The organism is Streptomyces sp. RGM 3693 (assembly GCF_050471125.1).
Taxonomy (GTDB): Bacteria; Actinomycetota; Actinomycetes; order Streptomycetales; family Streptomycetaceae; genus Streptomyces.
In genome coordinates, this window is the sequence record NZ_JBMPPQ010000001.1 from 2,093,338 (window position 1) to 2,110,789 (window position 17,452).

The window sequence follows — 17,452 nt, forward strand, 5'->3', positions numbered from 1 at the left end:
CGGCGAGTGGAGTGGTCAGCAGTGCGGCGCGTTCCTGGGGAGCTCCGCCACCCGCCACCCGTCAGTCCATCAGGCTCGCCAGGCGTCCCTCCAGCACCACCAGCAACTCGCTCAGCGCCGAGGACAGTTCCTCCTGCCGCTGTTCTCCGATGCCCTCCAGTAGCGCGGCTTCGTAGCGCAACTGCTCGGGCAGCAACCGGTCGATGGTCTCCCGCCCCTCCTCCGTGAGCGAGAGATGGGTGACCCGGCGGTCGCGGTCGTCCGGCCGACGACTGATCAGCCCGCGCTCCTCCAACTGCCGGATGCGTTTGGTGACCGCCGCCCCCGAGGCGAAGGTCTCCCGCGCCACCCGGCCGGGGGTCAGCTCACGATCCATCCGGCGCAGCGTGCCGAGGATGTCGAACTCGGGTCGGGTCAGCCCCGCTCGCCGCAACGGCGCATCGGCGGCCTGCTGCAACAGCGCGGAGCAGCGGTTGAGGCGTCCGATCACCGCCATCGGGCCGGTGTCCAGCCCCGGGTGCACCTGCTGCCACTGGCGCAGCACCCCCGCGACGATGTCCTCGGTCACCCGCACTCTCCTCTCGGCCCCGTCCGTCCGGCCGGCATATCCGGTCGCCCGTGCACCTCATTGTGCCTGCCCAGGACCGGTCCGAGGGGCACGTCAGGCGGCCAGTGCGGGCGCGGCCAGCCGCCGCACCAGGACCGCCAGCGTCCGGTGCCCCTGCTGTTCGGCGAGGGCGATCCGCTCCTCGGGGAGTGCCCGCTGCCACCACTCGCCGGCCGCTACGTCCACTGCCTCGCGCAGCTCGACCAGCGACCCGGCGAGTCGGTCCCGCGCCCAGCCGGCCTCGCGCGCACTGCCCGCCCCGGTCTGCGCACCCTCCGCCCCGGTCCGCGGAACCTCCGCCCCAGTGCGTGCCGGGGCCGCGCCGGGCCCGGCCGTCAGCAGCCGGGTCGCCGCCGCCTCGGCCGCCGCGACCCGTTCCAATGCCAGATCGATCCGGTCGGCGGCCCGCCGGTTGGTGACCAGCACACAGCAGATCAGCCCGACCGCCGCGCCCACCACGGTGTCCAGCCACCGGTCGGCGATCAGCGTGCCGGCCGGCAGCGGCCGGCCGAACTCGGTCAGCAGCAGCGCCATCGGTGTCACGCACACCGATCCGAGCCAGTAGTTCCGGGTGATCGTGGCCTCCGCGCCGAGTTGGAACGCCAGCGCCAGCGCGATCATCGTGACCTGTCCGGTGTGGATCAGGGGGAGCAGCGCGGTGAACAGGACGAGCCCCAACAGGTTCCCGAGGGTGCGTTGGAAGGCGCGCTGCCACGAGAGTGTGGTGTTGGCCTGGTAGATCGACGCCGCGGTCACCACGGCCCAGTACGGGTGCCCGACCCCCACCGCCAAGGAGGCCCAACCCGCCAGGATGCACCCCACCGCGACCCGCGCCCCGATGGGCAGCAACGGAGACCCGGGCCGGAGCCGCCCGGCCACCGCCCGTACACCCCGCGGCCGTCCGGGCACCGGTCGCCGCAGCCCGGCCCCGCCCACGGCCCACCCGGAACGGGACCCCGCCGCCGTACCGAATTCCGCCGTTGTACCGAACCCCGCCGCCATACGCGATTCCGCCGGCGCACCGACTCCGACCGCCGTACCGACTCCGACCGCCGTACGCGAGTACTCCACGGCCGGCCGGGACTCAACCGTCATCCGGGACTCCACGGCTATCCGGGGCTCAACCGCCGCCCCGGACCGCAGAGTCATGCCGGGCTCCAGCGCCACACCGGCTTCCCACGCCACCCCGGCCAGTTCCTCGGCTTCCGCGGCGGTCAGCGCCACCTCGGGCAGCGGCCGCCCGCTCCGGAGCTCCCGCGCCCAGCCGCCGAGCCGCCCGGCCTCCGCCGCGGCGTCCCGCGGGACGCCGCCCAGCGCCGACTCCGCCCGCACCAGCAGCCGCTCCAGCCCCGCCCGTGCCGCGGCCTTCGCCGGCGTGCGGGTCGGCACCAGGAACAGCGCGTGCCAAGCGGCGTTCACCGCCGCTGCGGTGGCGTGCCGGGCGTGCGCCACCCCGGGGGGTTCGGCGTCCCCGGCCGGCGACGTACCGACGGCGTCCACCCGCGCCCGCAGCAGCCCGGCGGCGGCCTCCAGCGCCCGCGCGGTGGCGATCTGCTCCGGCCCTTGCGGCCGTACCAGCGCCGGCGCCATGCACACCAGCCAGGCGAACGCCCCGGTGACCAGCGCCAGCGCCGTGTGCGGCAGCACCTCCGCCGGCCGTTGGGGCACGAAGAACGCCGAGGCCGCGATGAACGTCAGGATCAGATTCCCGGGCGGCCCGATCCGCGTCGCGTCGCACACGATCTTGTGCACCGCGGCGACCAGCGAGGCCAGCACCACCAGCACCGCGGCCGAAGTGACCAGCGAGGCCGCGGTCAGCGCGACGGCCAGGCTCGCCACCATCCCGAGCACCACCCACGGCAGCGTCCGGGCCCGCGCCGCGTACGGCAGGCCGTGTGCGTACAGCGCGCACATCGCCCCGGCGGAGGTGTAGAGGACCAGGTCGAGTCGTCCCAGTGCCAGCAGCACCAGGTCCGGGACGGCCAGTGCCACCACGGCACTGAGCGCCGGCTTGTGCCAGATGTCGACGGGCCGCCGCAGCCGCACCGTGCTCCGGACCGGCAACGGCCGGAACCGCACCGTGCCCGCTGGGCCGGGCGCCGTCCTCGTCTTCCACCACCCCGCGGGTCTGGCGTGCTTGGCGTGCTTACCCATGCCAAAACATTAGCAGGTGTTTTACCTGTAAAAGGTATGTCCTGGGTCACCCCACGAGCGCGCGACAATAACCCCGTGCCAACCGCGAAGAACGTCAAGAACACCAAGGCAACCAAGGCCACCAAGAACGCCGCGACCGCCAAGAGCACCGGAAGCACCGGAAGCACCGAGAGCACCAAGAACACCAAGAGCGCTGGGGGTGCCGGGAGTGCCGGGGGCGGCGCCAAGAGCACCAGGAAGGCGGAGCCGGCCGCCGCGCCCGCCTCCCCCGACCGCCGCCGCGAACTCCTGGACACCGCGGCGGAGGTGTTCGCCGCGCAGGGCTACAACGCGACCACGGTCCGGCAGATCGCGGACGCGGCCGGGATGCTCGCGGGCAGCCTCTACTACCACTTCGATTCCAAGGAATCGATGGTCGACGAGATCCTTGCCGCCTTCCTGGACGAGTTGTGGGCCGGCTACGACGCGGTCCTGGCGGGTGGTCTGGGACCGCGGGAGACCATCGAGGCGCTGGTCACCGAGTCGTTCCGGGAGATCGACCGGCACCGCGCCGCGGTCGCGATCTACCAGAAGGAGGCCCGGCACCTCGCCACCCAGCCGCGCTTCGACTACCTCACCGCATCCCGGCGGAAGTTCGAGGAGGCGTGGCTCGGCACGCTGGAGCGCGGGGTGGCCGAGGGTGTCTTCCGCGCTGACCTCGACCTCCGGCTGGCCTACCGCTTCCTCCGCGACACGGTCTGGGTCGCCGCGAGCTGGTACCGCCCGCAGGGGCGACACACCCCCGAGGAAATCGCCCGCCAGTACCTCGCCATGGTCCTCGACGGGATCGCCCTCCCCGAGTCCGGGTGACGCCGGGCGCCTGACGCCGGTCTGCGGATGCCTGGCATGCCACATCCGACACGAGCACCCGCGACGGGATGCATACGACGGGATGCATACGACGGCAGGCATGACGGCAGGCATGACGGGGCGCGAGGACCCGCGAGGGGGACAGGTGCGCACGCGACGGGACAGAGGCTGCGCGGCGCGGTGGACGTACGACACCAGGACGTGCGGCGCGTGGACGTGCGGCACGTGGACGTGCGGCGCGTGGACGTGCGGCGCGTGGACGTGCGGCACGTGGACGTGCGGCACGCGGGCGTGCCGCAGGCGTGCGGCCTGTCCGAGTCAGCGGGCCGCTGTCAGCAGGCCACGTTCTTGACGTACAGGGCCCGCGGTCCGGTGGTCGTCCCGTACCGCACGTCCTTCGTCACGGCCTTGGGGAGCCGGCCCCGCGAATCCGCCTGATGTGGGATGACGATGGTGTAGCAGGCCGGCCGCTGGGCGCACAGATTCGTCAGCTGGACGTAACGCTGCCCGCCCTGGCTGAAGAATTTGCGCACCTTCACGCAGCGCGGCACCTGCTCGGCCGCCGCCTGCGTCGCGGTGGCCAGCGTCAGCGAGGCCCCGCACACCGCACCCGCCAGTGCTATCGACATGATCTTCCGCATCTGCTTTCCCCCGTTCGCTGCGCGGCGACGGTCCACCGCCCGGCCCTCACTCGATGACCGGCCGGCCGCCCCGCGCGTTCTCGGCCTTCTTCGCTTCCCGACTGTCTGGCTCCAGCTGCCAGCTGCCTGGTCTCGGCCGCCTGGTCCCTGGCTGTCTGGTCCTGGCTGTCTGGCCCCGGCTGTCTGGGCTTTCCGTGCCTTCGTCGGCTCCGCCCCATTCTGCACACCCGCACCCCGAATTTCAGCCCCGGGTCACTGCCTGGAGTTCGTCCACCCGTAGATACGCCAGGGCTTGCCGCGTGAGATCCGCCACGTCGTCCGGCTCGTCCTGCCACGCCCAGTGCTCCATGGCGACCGTCAGCGCATCGATCAACGCACAGGCCAGCAGCCGTACTTCCATGCTGCCCTCGGGCGCTCCGGTACGCGCCGCGAGCACCGGAACCAACTGGTCCTGCATGTCCCGCCCCGCCGCCAGCCACCGCATCCGGATCGCCGGCACGCTACCCATGACGCGGATCAGTCGCCGGGCCTTGTCCGGGTCGGCCAGTCGCCGGGTCGCTGCCGAGTCGTCGAACGCTGCCCGCACCGCGCTGGTCAGCGGCTCGTCGACGGGCCGGCCGGCGAGCTGCTGCACGAGCACCCCCACACTGGAGGTCAGTACGGGTGTGAGCGCGTCCTCCTTGGCCGCGCAGTAACGGTAGAAGGTGCGCAGCGAGATCCCGGCCGCCGAGGCGATGTCTTCTACGGTCGTTGCCTCGTACCCCCGCTCGGAGAACAGTCCGGCCGCGGTCTCGGCGATCTCCAGCCGAGTCTCCTGCCGCCGTCGTTCGGTCAATGAGGGCCTGCCTCGCACTGCCGTCATACGCCTCTCCCACTCCCCACGGCCGCCCGGCCCGCCCCGCTTGCCCAGCTCCACATATTGTCACCAACAAGCTTCTTGGCACAGCATGCCAAAAAAGCTATCTTGGCCCCGGCTGATCACCCAACACCGCCCGCCCGTCCGCACGCACGCCCGTCCGCCTGGGCAGCGAGCCGCCCGCCACTGCCACACCACCTGCCCGGCACCACGACGAAGACCATCCGAAGGCAATCCGAAGGCCATCCGAAGACCGTCCCGCCCGATCGGCCGACCGCTTGTCCGAGCGGGTACGCGAGGGACCGGACACGGCGGAAGGCGCCCGAAGAACGGCGCCCGAGCAACGGCGTCCGAAGAACGGCGCACGAAAACCGAGCACAAGAAGCCGAGCACAAGAAGCCGAGCACAACAGACAGGCCAACCGGCCGCGGTACTCCGCATCGACCGGCCGCAGGCAACGGTCCACACCAGGAGGCCCGAACGTGACGGCTCACCCCCGCCTGACAGCCCGCGATGAACCGCCCGCTACGGACTGCCCCGTCACGCACCGACCGCGTAGCCCGCCCATGAACAGGCCACCTGTCTCGCACCACCTGCCTTGAACCATCTGCCTTGAACCGGCCGCCTTGAACCGCCTGTCTTGAGCCGCCTGCGACGGTCCGTCCATGGCAGGCGGCCTGTGGCAGACCACCGCCGTGACGGACCGCCTGTGCTGGTCCGAACCGCGAGGGACCAAAGCACCAAACGCCAAGGGTCGAAGCCCCAAAGGGTCAAAGGGCCAAAGGGCCAAAGGGCCAAAGCACCGAAGGACCGACGAATCGAGGAGTCGACCATGCCCCGCCGCACCTACCTCGTCACCGGCGCCGCCTCAGGTATCGGCCGGGCCACCGCGGCCCGGCTCCGCGACCGGGGGCATACCGTGATCGGCGCCGATCTCAAGGGCGCCGACATCTCGGCCGACCTCGCCACCCCCGCCGGCCGAACCGAACTGGCCGACCGCGCCGGCGAGTTGACCGACGGGCGCCTGGACGCCGTGATCGCCTGCGCCGGACTCGCCCATCCCGACCCCGTCACCCTCCGGGTCAACTACTTCGGCACGGTCGCCACCCTCGAAGGGCTGCGCCCCCTGCTCGCAGCCGGCACCGATCCCCGCGCCGTCCTCGTCTCCTCCGCGGTCACCATCCACCCGTCGGACCCGGCAGTCGTCGACGCCGCACTCGCCGGTGACGAGGACGCGGCCGTCGCCGCCGCCCAGGCGGCCATCGACCGCGGCGAGGGCCACACCGTCTACGGCTCCTCGAAGCACGCCGTTGCCCGCTGGCTGCGCCGCGCTGCCGTCACCGAGGACTGGGCGGGCGCCGGCATCCCGCTCAACGCCGTTGCCCCCGGCACGGTCGTCACGCCGATGACCGCACCGCTGCTCGACGACCCCGCGATGCGCGAGGTCGTCGACGCCAGCCTGCCGATGCCACTGCACGGCCACGCCCGCCCCGAGCAGATCGCCCCCGTCCTCGCCTGGCTCACCTCCCCGGACAACACCCATGTCACCGGCCAGATCCTCTTCGCCGACGGCGGCGCCGACGCCACCCTGCGCGGCGACACCGGCTGGTGACGCGCCGGACGCAGACGGCAGTCGAGCCTCCGGCATCTGGCATCGGGCTCCGCTCCGGACGGCCAGTCAGCCCATCGGCCCGGTCGGGCCAGCCAGCCGAGTCAGGCCGGTCTGGTCTGTAACCCAGCAGCCCAGCCCAGCCGGACCCCTCAGTCGTTCCCGGACGGGCGGGCCGCCACCACCTTCAACCCACGCTCCGCGAACTCCCTACGGGTCTCCTCCGCCACCGCGCCGTCAGTGATGAGGGTGTCGAAGACATCCGCGTCGCCCACCCGCGCGAAGCACCGTTCACCGATCTTCGACGAGTCCGCGACGACCACGGCCCGCCGGGCGCGCTCGGCCATGAGCCGGTTGATCCGGGCCTCGGCCTCGTCGTGCACCGTGGCGCCCATCAACGGATCCACGCCGTTGGCCCCGATGAACGCGATGTCGATGGAGATCTGCTGGAGCACCAACTCGCTGAAAGGCCCCACCAGTTCATAGGAACGGGAATGCGCCACACCACCCGTGAGCACGATCTTGATCTGCGGTCGGACGGCCAGCTCACTGGCGATGTTCAACGAGTTGGTGACGATGGTCAGATGCGGTTGCGGGCCCGCCTCCGCGAAATCCGCCCGGGTGGCGAGCACCCGCGCGATGGCGGTGGTCGTCGTCCCACCGCTCAGCCCGACCACGTCGCCGCGCTCGACCAGACGCGCAGCCGCCTTCGCCACCGCCTCCTTCTCCGCGGACCGATGCCCCTGCTTGTACCGGATCGGAAGGTCGTACGCCACCGAGCTCAGCACCGCCCCACCCCGGGTACGGACCAGCAGCTGCTGTTCGGCGAGGGTGTCCATGTCGCGCCGCATCGTGGCGGCCGAGACCTCCAGCTCGGTCGCCGCCTCCTCGACCTCTACCCGGCCCCGGTCGCCGAGCAGCTCAAGCAGGGCATTCATTCGTTCATGGCGCTTCATGGCGCGAGCCTAATTCGTTTCCCTGCCCGCACCGCTCCTCGGTCCGCGCCCGTCTCCTCACCCTGCCCGACCTCTCGCCCGCCCCCTCACCCCTCCCCGCCCACTGGCTCGTGGCTACTGGCCTCTGCCTGACCACTCAGCTCTGTCAGCTCGCCCCACCCTGTTGCGCGCCCAAGTGCCGGGGATCAGTCCCGCGGCCAGTCGAGGCACCTGGCCAAGGGTGCCCGCTCGCGTTCCGGCAGGTGGTCGCCGAGCGGGGTCCGTCGTGGGCTGCGCGCGCCGACGCAGGCCCAGCCCTGTCCGTCGGGATACATCGCCATGGCGTGGCTCCCCACATCAGGTGCCCCGGATCACGTGCCCCGGACCGGGTGCCCCGGCGGGAGCTGCCGGGCCAGCGGCGCGCAGTCGGCGGGCGCGCCGTGGGCCAGGAGCGCCGCCGACACGGTGGCGACGGCCTCCTCGGTGTGCCGGGCAGAAAGCAGGGTGCAGTCGGCAGAGGTAGCCCGTCCGCTACGGGTGCTGAGACGTAGTGGTGTCATTCCATGGCCCTCTGCTGAATGTGGTGGCCCGCCGGGTGGGCAGCAGCCTGGCCGCGCTGATTCCGGGAGCCGGTCCCGCTGGCTCCGGAGTCGGACCCGGTGGCTCCGGGAGTCGGCAGCGGTGGCCGGCAGACTCACCCCCGGACTGTGGCCTCCGCTGTTTGCAGAGTGGGCACCGCCACCGGGGTGTTGAGCACCTCCAGCAAACGGGCCGCCTCCTGTGCCACCGCTTCCCGGGCCGGCTTGACGTACTTCCGGGAGTCGACCAGCGCCGGGTCCGCGTCCAGGGTCCGCCGTATCGAGCCGGTGAAGACGGAGACCAGATGCGTGGAGATATTGATCTTCGTCATTCCCGCCGCGACGGCCCGGCGAAGCTCGTCGTCCGGCACTCCGGACGAGCCGTGCAGGACCAGGGGCACCGGCAGTGTGGTGCGCAGCGCCGCGATCAGATCCTTGTCGAGCTCGGCGGTGCGCTCACGCATCGCGTGGGAGGAGCCGACGGCGACGGCGAGCGCATCCACCCCGGTGGCCCGGACGAAGGCCAGGGCCTCCGCGGGGTCCGTCCGCACTCCCGGCGCATGGACCCCGTCCTTCCCGCCGACCTCGCCGAGTTCCGCCTCGACGAAGGCGCCCCGTTCGTGGCACCAGGCGGTGAGTGCGGCGGTCATGGCGACGTTCTGTTCGTAGGGGAGGGCGGAGGCGTCCACCATGACCGAACCCACGCCGGCGGTGATGCCCTGGTGGACCAACTCCGCGTCGGTGAGGTGATCGAGGTGGACCGCGATCCGGGCTGCGGACCCCTCGGCGAGGGCGAGCGTGGCCCGGGTGAGGGGGAGCAGGCTGCCGTGATAGCGGATGCAGTTCTCGCTGATCTGCAGGATCAGTGGGAGGCCGGTGCGCTCGGCGGCGGCGACCAGGGCTTCGGCGGTTTCCAGATGGATGACGTTGAAGGCCGCGGCACCGACCCGCGCGGTACGCGCGGTATCGACGATCGACGCGGTGGAGACGAGGGGCATGGTGTCCTGACTCCCTTGCGGAAGGGGTGAGTTGACGTCGGGGTGCGGCTGGGCGGGACTACGGAGGGGTGTGCCGGGGCGGTGGTGTGCGGCTAGGACGCGGCCGGTTCCTGGAGCATCACGGAGCGGGTCAGGCTGCGCGGATTGTCCGGGTCCAGGCCCCGGGCGCGTGCCCGCTCCAGGGCGACCCGCTGCACCAGCACCAGGTCGGCCAGCGGATCCCGGGCATGGGATACGAAGCGCGCTCCGGTCCGTGCCACATCCGCTTCCAGCCCCTCCGGTGCCGGGCCGAAGAGCCAGGTCACCCGGCCGGGAGCGGCTATCGAGATGGGGCCGTGTCGGTACTCCATCGCGGGGTACGACTCCGTCCAACTCTGCGATGCCTCCCGCATCTTGAGCGCCGCCTCACTGGCCAAGCCGTACGTCCAGCCGGTGCCCAGGAACGCGAACTGCTCGGCGTCCACCCACTCCTTCTCGACCGGTACCGTCAGGGCCTCCTCGGCGTCGCCCACCGCCCGCGCGACGTCCTCGCCCAGATGGGCGCGGAGCAGCGTCAGCGCCGTGGTCGCGAAGCGGGTCTGCACCACGGACCGCTCGTCCGCGAACGGCAGCGCGACCGTCTCGTCGGACAGCTCGACCGCCGGGGTCTCGGGATCGCCGAGCACCGTCACCGTGGGGATCCGCCCCTTGACCGCCTCCAGTACCCGCAGCACCTCGGTCGTCGTCCCCGAGCGGGTGATCGCCACCACCGCGTCGTAGCCGCGGTCGGCGCCGAGGAACGCCTCCGAGGCCGGAAAGGGATCCGTGACGCCCAGGCCCGCGCCTTCGCGCAGGGCCGCGTAGGACTGCGCCATGAACCATGACGTGCCGCAGCCGACGACGGCCACGCGCTGGCCGGCCTTGGGCAGTGGCACATCGCGGGCGCCGATCCGCGCGGCCTCCCGCCACGTCTCCGGCTGGCTGCGCAGCTCCTGCTCCATGTACGAGATCCCGCTCATGGACACCCTCCCGTGGTGCGTGCTCGGTGTTTGCTGATCGATTGCGCTGATGCTGCAACTTTCTGCTTCGCTGGAGGCAACTCTACGCAGTTTCGCGCATGCGTTCCATCCCTCGTGCGGGTGATGGCGGCAAGGGGGATGTGCGGTGAGGCGTGGCATGGCAGGTGTTCGTATGGCGTGAAGTGGGCGTGGCGCGAAGCGAAAAGCGGGTAAGTGGCTGTTGACATCTGCGTGAAAGGTGCCTGATATTCGCAAGATCAGTCATGCCGGCGCTCGGTCATGGCCGACGACGCGGCGCCCCGGCGCCCGTCACGCAGTCACGCAGCAAAGACGCTCCGTCGCACAAAGGACTTCCCATGTCCACTGCCCCCCTCTCCACACCGCGCCCGGCGCCCCCGACCCGTCTCCGCACCGGTCGGATGTTCGCCCTCACCGGCGCCGTCGTCGGCGTCATCTACGGCTACGACACCGGCAGCATCTCCGGCGCCCTGGTGTTCCTCAGCAAGGACTTCGACCTCACCGAGACCGAAAAGGGGCTGGTCAACAGCGTTTTGGTGTTCGGGTCAATCCTGGGCGCGCTGATCGGCGGAAAGCTCGCCGACGCCCTGGGGCGCCGGGCCGCGATGCTGATCGTCGCCAGCTCGTACGCGGTCTTCGTCGCGCTGTCCGCGGTCGCCCCCACCATCGAGGTGCTCGACGCCGTCCGCTTCCTGCTCGGTGTCGCCATCGGCATCTCGATCGTGGCGGCACCGCTCTATGTCGCCGAATCGACCCCGGCCCGTATCCGGGGGGCCTCGGTAGCCGCCTACCAGGTGGCCACGGTCGTGGGCATCGTCCTCACGTACTTCGTCAACTGGGGCCTGTCCGGCGGTGGTCACTGGCGCTGGATGCTGGGGCTGTCGGCGATCCCCGCGGCACTCGTCGTGATCCCGCTGCTCCGCCTGCCGGACACCCCCCGCTGGTACGTCCTCAAAGGGCGCACCGAACGTGCCGTCGAGGTCATGGCGATGACCGATCCGGACGTCGACCCGCGCGCCGAGGTCGCCGCGGTGCGCGCCGCGCTGACCGAGGAGAGCGGCGGCTCGATGCGCTCGCTGCTGCGCAAGCCGTACGCCCGCGCCGCGTTCTTCGTGGTCGGCCTCGGCTTCTTCTGCCAGATCACCGGCATCAACGCCGTGACGTACTACAGCCCGCAGATCTTCGAGGAGATGGGCTTCACCGGCAGCGGTCAGAACTTCCTGCTGCCGTCCTTCGTCGAACTGGCCTCACTGGCCGCCGCCGTGCTGGCGATCCTCATCATCGACCGCCTCGGCCGCCGGGTGGTGCTGCTCTCCGGGATCGGCACGATGGTGGTGATGCTCGCGGTCCTGACCGCCGTCTTCAGCGCGGGAAAGCTGCACGGTGCCACCACCTGGGTGGGCTTCGCCGCGATCCTCCTGTTCACCGCCGCCTTCAACTTCGGCTTCGGAGCGCTGATCTGGGTCTACGCGAGCGAGGCGTTCCCCGCCCAGCTGCGCTCCACGGGGGCGTCGGTCATGCTCACCGCCGACCTGGTCGCCAACCTCCTGATCGCCCAGTTCTTCCCGTCGTTGATGGTGAAGGCGGGGGCCGCCGCGACCTTCGCGGGCCTGGGCGTGCTCGCGCTCGGCGCCCTGGTGTTCGCCGCCTTCACCGCTCCCGAGACCAAGGGCCGCCAGCTGGAGGAGATCCACGAGTACTGGCGCAACGGCGGCCGCTGGCCCACGGAGCCCGCGCCCGGACCGGTCGGCGCCGGGCCGCTCGGCACGGCCGCGTCCCCGGCCTCGCCGTCATAGGCGGCCCGTTGCGGGGCGGCGCGCAACGCGTGCGTCGGTGCGCGGTCGGGCATGCGCCCCGCGAGCCCGCGCGGCACACGGCCCGGCCCGCCGGACGGTTCCGACGGACCGGGCCACGGTGCGACGGGCGCTCAGGACGGGAGCTGCTGCTGGTATTCCGCCAGGGCCGGTGCGGTCTTGGTCGCGATGAACTCGGTGATCCGGTACTCGCAGGTCCCGGCGCGGACGAAGGGGTCCTCGGCCGTGATCTTCTCGGCGGTCGCGCGATCGATCCCGGCGGCGATGATCACGCCCCCGTCACGCGGGTCCTTCCGCCCGGACGCGATGAAGTGCCCGGCCGCGTACTGCTCCTCCAGCCACGCCACGTGGTCCGGGAGGGCGGCGTCGACGCGGTCGAGGGGCGCGGTGTAAGTCAGTTCCAATACGAACATGGCTGCAATATAGAGGAGGGGCAGTTGGGGGGCGGAGCCCGGTACGGGACCGTACGCACCCGGTCAGCGGTTCGGTAGCGTTGCGGGCACCATGGACACTTCCGGAATCATCTCCCGTGCCGACGAACTGCGGAACTGGCCGGCGGACGAAGCCGAGGCCCGCGCGGTCCAGGACCGGCTGCGCCCCCACGTACGGCTCGACGAGCCCGGCCCGGAACCAGGCTTCGAGGGCACCGTGGTCGGCGTGGACGTCGCCTACGACGACGAACGGGACGTGGTCGCCGCGGCCGCCGTCGCCCTCGACGCCCGCACCCTCGCGGTCGTCGACCAGGCCACCGCGGTCGGCCCGGTCTCCTTCCCGTACGTCCCCGGGCTGCTCGCCTTCCGGGAGATCCCCACGGTCCTCGACGCGCTGGACCGGCTCGCCCGCACGCCCGACCTGGTGGTCTGCGACGGCTACGGGCTGGCCCATCCACGGCGTTTCGGCCTCGCCAGCCACCTCGGGGTGTTGACCGGACTGCCCACCATCGGGGTCGCCAAGAACCCCTTCACCTTCCGGTACGAGGCGCCGGGCCCGGAGCGCGGCGCCACCTCGCCCCTGTTGGACGACCGGACGGCGGACGGTCAGCCCGAAGAGGTAGGACGTGCCCTGCGCACCCAACGGGGCGTCAAACCGGTCTTCGTCTCGGTCGGACACCGGGTGGACCTGGACCGGGCCTGTGCGCACACGCTCCATCTGGCGGCCGCATACCGCCTTCCGGAGTCGACCCGGGCCGCCGACTCCCTGTGCCGCAAGGCCCTGGCGAACGCCTGACGGCCGGCCCGGCTACCCGCGGACCACCCGGAAGGTGATCCCCGCGTCCCGGAGACGCCGGGTCAGCGCGTCCCCCATGGCCACGGCCGTCGTCACCTGGCCCGCGGTGTCCGGGAGGTCGTCGAAGGCCAGGCTGAGCGCTCCCTCGGCGAGCATCTTCGCGGTCTCGTCGTAGCCGGGATCACCGCCCCTGACCTCGGTGACCAGGTGCGCACCGCCGCCCGACGCCACGAACCGCACCGCGAACCAACTCCGCGCCCGCCGCTCCGGACCGGGCCCTTCGCCCGGTTGCAGCCGACCCGACAACCAACGTCGGGCGGGCGGTACCTGGGCGAGCGCCGACAGCGCCCCCGCGCCCACCACCCCGGCCACCACCGTCGGCAGCCGGCGCACCCCCGCGTAGTGCCGGTACCGGAAGTCCGGGCCGTAGTGGTCCAGGGCGGCCGCCGAGCGGGCGACGATCTGCGGGTCCAGGGTCGGCAGCGGAACCCCCCAGGTGCCGGTGTCCCGGCTCCTCACGGGTGGCCCGAACGGGGCGCTCACGGTACGGCCCGCGGGCTGCGGTTCGGCCCGTCGACGGGCCCGGGCGGCCCGGGCCATGGCGGCCGGCCGGGAGACCGCGGTGAGTGCGGAGGAGAGCGTCCCGCCGGAGAACGTGGCGTGGGTCCGCACGAATCCGTCGATGCGCAGCGGAACCCCCTTGGGGAGCAGCCCCACCGTGTAGTGCACACCTAGGTCGTACGGGACGGAGTCGAAGCCGCAGGCGTGGACGAGCCGCGCCCCGGACGCGCGGGCGGTGGCGTCGTGGCGCAGGTACATCCGGTCGACGAACTCCGCCTCGCCCGTGAGGTCCAGGTAATCGGTGCCGGCCTCGGCACACGCCGCGACCAGGGGTTCGCCGTGCAGCAGATAGGGCCCGACGGTGGTGGCCAGGACGCGGGTGGCGGCGGCGAGCGCGCGCAGCGAGTCCGGGTCGGCGCTGTCGGCCCGGAGCAGCGGGAGGTCCGCGCAGGCCGGGTTGACCGCCGTCAACCGGTCGCGCAGCCGCTCCAGTTTGGTGGTGCTGCGTCCGGCGAGCGCCCAGCGGCAGCCCTCGGGCGCGTGCCGAGCGAGGTACTCCGCGGTGAGCTCGCCGGCGAACCCGGTCGCTCCGTACAGGACGAGGTCGTGGTCCCGTCCTGAGGTGTCCTGCCGTGTCATCTGCGTCCTCTCTGGTCCGAGGTCCGGACCCTAGGGAGTCGCCGACGCTGCGTCAACGACAGAGCGGGACAGCAGGGTTGCCGGTGGGTGGCGGACCGGAGGGCGGGCCGGTGTGCGTCCGGTCTTGACGCGGCGGGGGAGCACGGCCAGATTCGTCCGGTGAGAGGGGACATCCGACGTCCGGTTTGGTCGGGTACGTACGGCGGGTGGGCCGGGCGGCTTCTGGAGGAGGCCGGTTCCTGTGATGACGCACTCCCCGGACCCGTCGGGCCGGACACCGCGCCGCGCCTGGTACCACGAGGTCACCGCGCGCCAGTGGAAGGCGCTGTCCGCCGCCTGGATCGGCTATCTCCTGGACGGCTTCGACTTCGTGCTGATCACGCTGGTGCTGACCGAGATCGCCGACGACTTCAGGCTGGACACCGCCACCGCCGCCTCCCTGGTCTCCGCCGCCTTCATCACCCGCTGGCTGGGCGGTGCGCTCCTAGGTGCGATGGGCGACCGCCACGGCCGGAGAACCGCCATGATCGCCAGCATCCTGCTCTACTCGCTCGCCACCTTCGCCTGCGGGTTCGCCTGGGACTACACCAGTCTGTTCGCCGCCCGGCTGGTGATCGGGCTGGGCATGGCGGGGGAGTACAGCGCCAGCGTGACGTACGTCCTGGAGAGCTGGCCGGCCCGGCTGCGCAACCGGGCCTCCGGATTCCTGATCTCCGGCTACGCGGCCGGCACGGCCGTCGCGGCCCAGCTCTACGCCTGGGTGGTGCCCGCATGGGGCTGGCGCTGGATGTTCTGGATCGGCGTACTGCCCGTAGTGGTCGCCCTGTGGATGCGTCGGTCACTGCCGGAAGCCGGGGACTGGCAGACCGAGGTCGGCACCGCGATCGGAGGGGGCGGGGCGGCGACTCCGGAACGCCCGAATCCGTTCCGGCCGCTGTTCACCGGCCGCCTCCGCCGCCGGGGCAACGTCGCGCTGGCGGCGATCGCCTCGGTCGCGCTGTTCTGCGCCTTCACACCACCCGGCGCGGGGTTCGTGCCGTGGTCGGCCGCGGTCGCCGCGCTGTGCCTGGTTGCCTTCGCCGCACAACTGGGTGGGCGCCGCGGCTGGCTGCTGTACGTCTCCTTGATAGTGACGGTGTTCTGCGCGTTCCTCTACAGCTGGCCGGTACAGGCCCTGCTGCCCACCTACCTCAAGACCGACCTGGGATACCCGCCCGCGCAGGTCGGCGACGTGATGTCGGTCGCGGGCTTCGGCGCCATGGCCGGCTGCTGGCTTGCCGGGTTCACCGGCGATCTGCTCGGGACCCGGCGCGCCTATGCGTACACCCTGCTGGCCTCAATGGCGTTCGTGTTCCCGGTGTTCGCGGTGCGCGGGAGCCTGGTGGGGCTGGGGGTGCTGATCTTCGTCCTACTGGCGCTGGGGCAGGGCATCTCCGGGATCCTGCCGAAGTACATCGCGGGACACTTCCCGACCGCGACCCGCGCCGCGTCGCTGGGCTTCGTCTACAACGTGGGGGCGCTGGGCGGCGCGGTGGCGCCGGTCCTCGGGGCGCAACTCGCCCGCGGCATGCCCCTGGGGCGGGCGCTGGCGGTCCTCACCTTCGGGCTGACGCTGCTGGTCGTCGTCCTGGTGGGCGGCGACGTCCCGCGGCGACTGGCGCGGCTGGTGGACCATCAGGTGCCCGGCGACCACCTCGTGCCGGGGGCGGAGGGCGGTGTGGGCACGGAACGGGTGGGTGGGCCGGATACGGCGCGTGGGGAGTCGTCGGCCGGTGCGGCGTAGCGGTGGCGGTGGCGCCGGTGCATGCCGGCCGGGGCGGTGTCGCCGTGCGCGGACGCGGCCGGGCTCACTCCGTACTGTCGTCGTGCCGCCCCAGTGCCACCCCGCGGACGCCTTCCAACTCGGACAGCGCCTCCACCAGGGGATGCGCGGACACCTTGCCCTCCAGGCGGAGCAGTACCTCGGCTGCCACCTGGGCGTCGTCTGGGTGGGCCTCCACCTGGACGTCGGTGACCCGGAACCCGCTGCCGGTGCACAGCTCCAACATCCTCCCGAGCAGCCCGTGTTGCGCCTGGTACGTGAGGCGCAGCTCTATCCGGTCGAAGGACGACCCCGCGGTGATCCGCTCCGACACCTTGGAGAAGCCGCGCACGATCAGGAAGTGCACCGCTGTCGCGCCGATCGCGAGCAGTGGCAGCCCACCGCCGCACGCCATGCCGATGGCGCAGGTCAGCCAGATGGTCGCGGCCGTCGTCAGACCCCGGACCGCGTCCTTGCGCACGAAGATCAGTCCACCGCCGATGAAGCCGATACCGGAAACGACCTGCGCGGCGACCCGGGACGGGTCCAACGCCACGCCGTCCGTGCCCAGCAGCGAGCCGAAGCCGTGGATCGACACCTCCATGAACAGGGCGCTGCCCACCCCGACGAGGGTGTGGGTGCGCAACCCGGCGCTCTTCTGCCGGGCCTCCCGCTCCAACCCGATCAGCGAGGACAGCAACAGGGCTATGGCCAGCTCGGCGAACTGACGCAACCCCTGGCCGGCGTGGACGTCGAACAGTGCGGCGGCGAGGTGTGACATGACGGCATTGTCCCTCCGCCGGACCGGCGTCCGGCGCTCCGCGGGCCGTTGTCAGTGGTCGCGGTTAGCGTTGAGGTCGATGGGCTGCGCGGGCGTACGCGCGGCCCGCCGAAGGCACCGCGGGCGGTGCCGGACGGGGGAGCGGACATGGAGGGCGGCATGGTGAAGGTGGCGCGGCCGAGGACGGCACCGGCGCGGGCGCGGGCCGGCGCGCTCCGCCGTCGGATAGCCCCTGAGCTGCTCATCGACCGGCTCGGCGGGGGATAGCGGCGCGGCGGCAGCAGGCGCGCGAAGGCCCGTGGCGGCGATGGCAGTTGAGCATCGTCGCCACGGGCCTTTGCCGTGCATGACCACTTGGTACGGGGGGCTTGTGGAAAATGGAACAC

16 protein-coding genes are annotated in these 17,452 nt (G+C 72.0%); 5 read left to right on the forward strand and 11 right to left on the reverse strand.

Annotation, left to right across the window (positions count from 1 at the left end):
* Window positions 1-61: 61 nt before the first annotated feature.
* Entirely contained in the window at window positions 62-568 is a 507-nt protein-coding gene (locus ACO0M4_RS08875) for a MarR family winged helix-turn-helix transcriptional regulator (protein WP_100600194.1), read from the reverse strand.
* A gap of 93 nt (window positions 569-661) precedes the next feature.
* Window positions 662-2,686, reverse strand: coding sequence for an FUSC family protein (locus ACO0M4_RS08880; RefSeq protein WP_430371308.1), 2,025 nt, complete (start codon window positions 2,684-2,686; stop codon window positions 662-664).
* A 363-nt stretch (window positions 2,687-3,049) separates the two neighbouring features.
* On the opposite strand from ACO0M4_RS08880, the gene ACO0M4_RS08885 reads away from it, so the two are divergent.
* The gene (locus tag ACO0M4_RS08885) at window positions 3,050-3,610 is read left to right on the forward strand and encodes a TetR/AcrR family transcriptional regulator (protein ID WP_430371309.1); all 561 of its coding nucleotides are present in this window, start codon (window positions 3,050-3,052) and stop codon (window positions 3,608-3,610) included.
* A gap of 332 nt (window positions 3,611-3,942) precedes the next feature.
* Here ACO0M4_RS08885 and ACO0M4_RS08890 read toward each other — a convergent pair whose 3' ends face one another.
* Both ACO0M4_RS08890 and ACO0M4_RS08895 read right to left on the reverse strand, forming a co-directional pair.
* Entirely contained in the window at window positions 3,943-4,251 is a 309-nt protein-coding gene (locus ACO0M4_RS08890) for a hypothetical protein (RefSeq protein ID WP_430369200.1), read from the reverse strand.
* A gap of 241 nt (window positions 4,252-4,492) precedes the next feature.
* Window positions 4,493-5,113, reverse strand: coding sequence for a TetR/AcrR family transcriptional regulator (locus tag ACO0M4_RS08895; RefSeq protein ID WP_430369201.1), 621 nt, complete (start codon window positions 5,111-5,113; stop codon window positions 4,493-4,495).
* A gap of 826 nt (window positions 5,114-5,939) precedes the next feature.
* On the opposite strand from ACO0M4_RS08895, the gene ACO0M4_RS08900 reads away from it, so the two are divergent.
* On the forward strand, window positions 5,940-6,719 hold the full coding sequence (locus ACO0M4_RS08900; RefSeq protein ID WP_430369202.1) for an SDR family oxidoreductase: 780 nt from the start codon (window positions 5,940-5,942) through the stop codon (window positions 6,717-6,719).
* A gap of 149 nt (window positions 6,720-6,868) precedes the next feature.
* Here ACO0M4_RS08900 and ACO0M4_RS08905 read toward each other — a convergent pair whose 3' ends face one another.
* The 4 genes from ACO0M4_RS08905 to ACO0M4_RS08920 form a co-directional block, all read right to left on the reverse strand.
* Complete coding sequence (locus ACO0M4_RS08905) at window positions 6,869-7,672, reverse strand: DeoR/GlpR family DNA-binding transcription regulator (RefSeq protein ID WP_430369203.1); 804 nt, start codon at window positions 7,670-7,672, stop codon at window positions 6,869-6,871.
* A 350-nt stretch (window positions 7,673-8,022) separates the two neighbouring features.
* Entirely contained in the window at window positions 8,023-8,211 is a 189-nt protein-coding gene (locus ACO0M4_RS08910; RefSeq protein WP_430369204.1) for a hypothetical protein, read from the reverse strand.
* A gap of 134 nt (window positions 8,212-8,345) precedes the next feature.
* Window positions 8,346-9,227 carry a class II fructose-bisphosphate aldolase gene (locus ACO0M4_RS08915; protein WP_430369205.1) on the reverse strand — a complete coding sequence of 294 codons (882 nt, stop codon included), beginning with the start codon at window positions 9,225-9,227 and terminating at the stop codon, window positions 8,346-8,348.
* A gap of 92 nt (window positions 9,228-9,319) precedes the next feature.
* Window positions 9,320-10,225, reverse strand: coding sequence for an SIS domain-containing protein (locus ACO0M4_RS08920; RefSeq protein WP_430369206.1), 906 nt, complete (start codon window positions 10,223-10,225; stop codon window positions 9,320-9,322).
* A gap of 356 nt (window positions 10,226-10,581) precedes the next feature.
* Here ACO0M4_RS08920 and ACO0M4_RS08925 point away from each other — a divergent pair, with 356 nt between their 5' ends.
* Window positions 10,582-12,039, forward strand: coding sequence for a sugar porter family MFS transporter (locus ACO0M4_RS08925; RefSeq protein ID WP_430369207.1), 1,458 nt, complete (start codon window positions 10,582-10,584; stop codon window positions 12,037-12,039).
* A gap of 131 nt (window positions 12,040-12,170) precedes the next feature.
* Here ACO0M4_RS08925 and ACO0M4_RS08930 read toward each other — a convergent pair whose 3' ends face one another.
* On the reverse strand, window positions 12,171-12,470 hold the full coding sequence (locus ACO0M4_RS08930; protein ID WP_430369208.1) for a YciI family protein: 300 nt from the start codon (window positions 12,468-12,470) through the stop codon (window positions 12,171-12,173).
* Window positions 12,471-12,561: 91 nt separating this feature from the next.
* Here ACO0M4_RS08930 and ACO0M4_RS08935 point away from each other — a divergent pair, with 91 nt between their 5' ends.
* On the forward strand, window positions 12,562-13,284 hold the full coding sequence (locus tag ACO0M4_RS08935; RefSeq protein WP_430369209.1) for an endonuclease V: 723 nt from the start codon (window positions 12,562-12,564) through the stop codon (window positions 13,282-13,284).
* 12 nt (window positions 13,285-13,296) lie between these two features.
* Here the strand turns inward: ACO0M4_RS08935 and ACO0M4_RS08940 are convergent, their stop codons facing one another.
* On the reverse strand, window positions 13,297-14,484 hold the full coding sequence (locus tag ACO0M4_RS08940) for a saccharopine dehydrogenase family protein (protein WP_430369210.1): 1,188 nt from the start codon (window positions 14,482-14,484) through the stop codon (window positions 13,297-13,299).
* A 244-nt stretch (window positions 14,485-14,728) separates the two neighbouring features.
* Here ACO0M4_RS08940 and ACO0M4_RS08945 point away from each other — a divergent pair, with 244 nt between their 5' ends.
* Window positions 14,729-16,267 carry a sialate:H+ symport family MFS transporter gene (locus tag ACO0M4_RS08945; protein WP_430369211.1) on the forward strand — a complete coding sequence of 513 codons (1,539 nt, stop codon included), beginning with the start codon at window positions 14,729-14,731 and terminating at the stop codon, window positions 16,265-16,267.
* Between the two features lie 64 nt (window positions 16,268-16,331).
* Here ACO0M4_RS08945 and ACO0M4_RS08950 read toward each other — a convergent pair whose 3' ends face one another.
* Window positions 16,332-17,066, reverse strand: coding sequence for an MgtC/SapB family protein (locus tag ACO0M4_RS08950; RefSeq protein WP_430369212.1), 735 nt, complete (start codon window positions 17,064-17,066; stop codon window positions 16,332-16,334).
* Window positions 17,067-17,452 lie beyond the last annotated feature (386 nt).

Bases quoted from the DNA above. Each gene is read 5' to 3' on its own strand.
- ACO0M4_RS08890 (WP_430369200.1), bottom strand. From the start codon at position 4,251: ATGCGGAAGATCATGTCGATAGCACTGGCGGGTGCGGTGTGCGGGGCC.
- ACO0M4_RS08895 (WP_430369201.1), bottom strand. From the start codon at position 5,113: ATGACGGCAGTGCGAGGCAGGCCCTCATTGACCGAACGACGGCGGCAG.
- ACO0M4_RS08900 (WP_430369202.1), top strand. From the start codon at position 5,940: ATGCCCCGCCGCACCTACCTCGTCACCGGCGCCGCCTCAGGTATCGGC.
- ACO0M4_RS08905 (WP_430369203.1), bottom strand. From the start codon at position 7,672: ATGAAGCGCCATGAACGAATGAATGCCCTGCTTGAGCTGCTCGGCGAC.
- ACO0M4_RS08910 (WP_430369204.1), bottom strand. From the start codon at position 8,211: ATGACACCACTACGTCTCAGCACCCGTAGCGGACGGGCTACCTCTGCC.
- ACO0M4_RS08915 (WP_430369205.1), bottom strand. From the start codon at position 9,227: ATGCCCCTCGTCTCCACCGCGTCGATCGTCGATACCGCGCGTACCGCG.
- ACO0M4_RS08920 (WP_430369206.1), bottom strand. From the start codon at position 10,225: ATGAGCGGGATCTCGTACATGGAGCAGGAGCTGCGCAGCCAGCCGGAG.
- ACO0M4_RS08925 (WP_430369207.1), top strand. From the start codon at position 10,582: ATGTCCACTGCCCCCCTCTCCACACCGCGCCCGGCGCCCCCGACCCGT.
- ACO0M4_RS08930 (WP_430369208.1), bottom strand. From the start codon at position 12,470: ATGTTCGTATTGGAACTGACTTACACCGCGCCCCTCGACCGCGTCGAC.
- ACO0M4_RS08935 (WP_430369209.1), top strand. From the start codon at position 12,562: ATGGACACTTCCGGAATCATCTCCCGTGCCGACGAACTGCGGAACTGG.
- ACO0M4_RS08940 (WP_430369210.1), bottom strand. From the start codon at position 14,484: ATGACACGGCAGGACACCTCAGGACGGGACCACGACCTCGTCCTGTAC.
- ACO0M4_RS08945 (WP_430369211.1), top strand. From the start codon at position 14,729: ATGACGCACTCCCCGGACCCGTCGGGCCGGACACCGCGCCGCGCCTGG.
- ACO0M4_RS08950 (WP_430369212.1), bottom strand. From the start codon at position 17,066: ATGTCACACCTCGCCGCCGCACTGTTCGACGTCCACGCCGGCCAGGGG.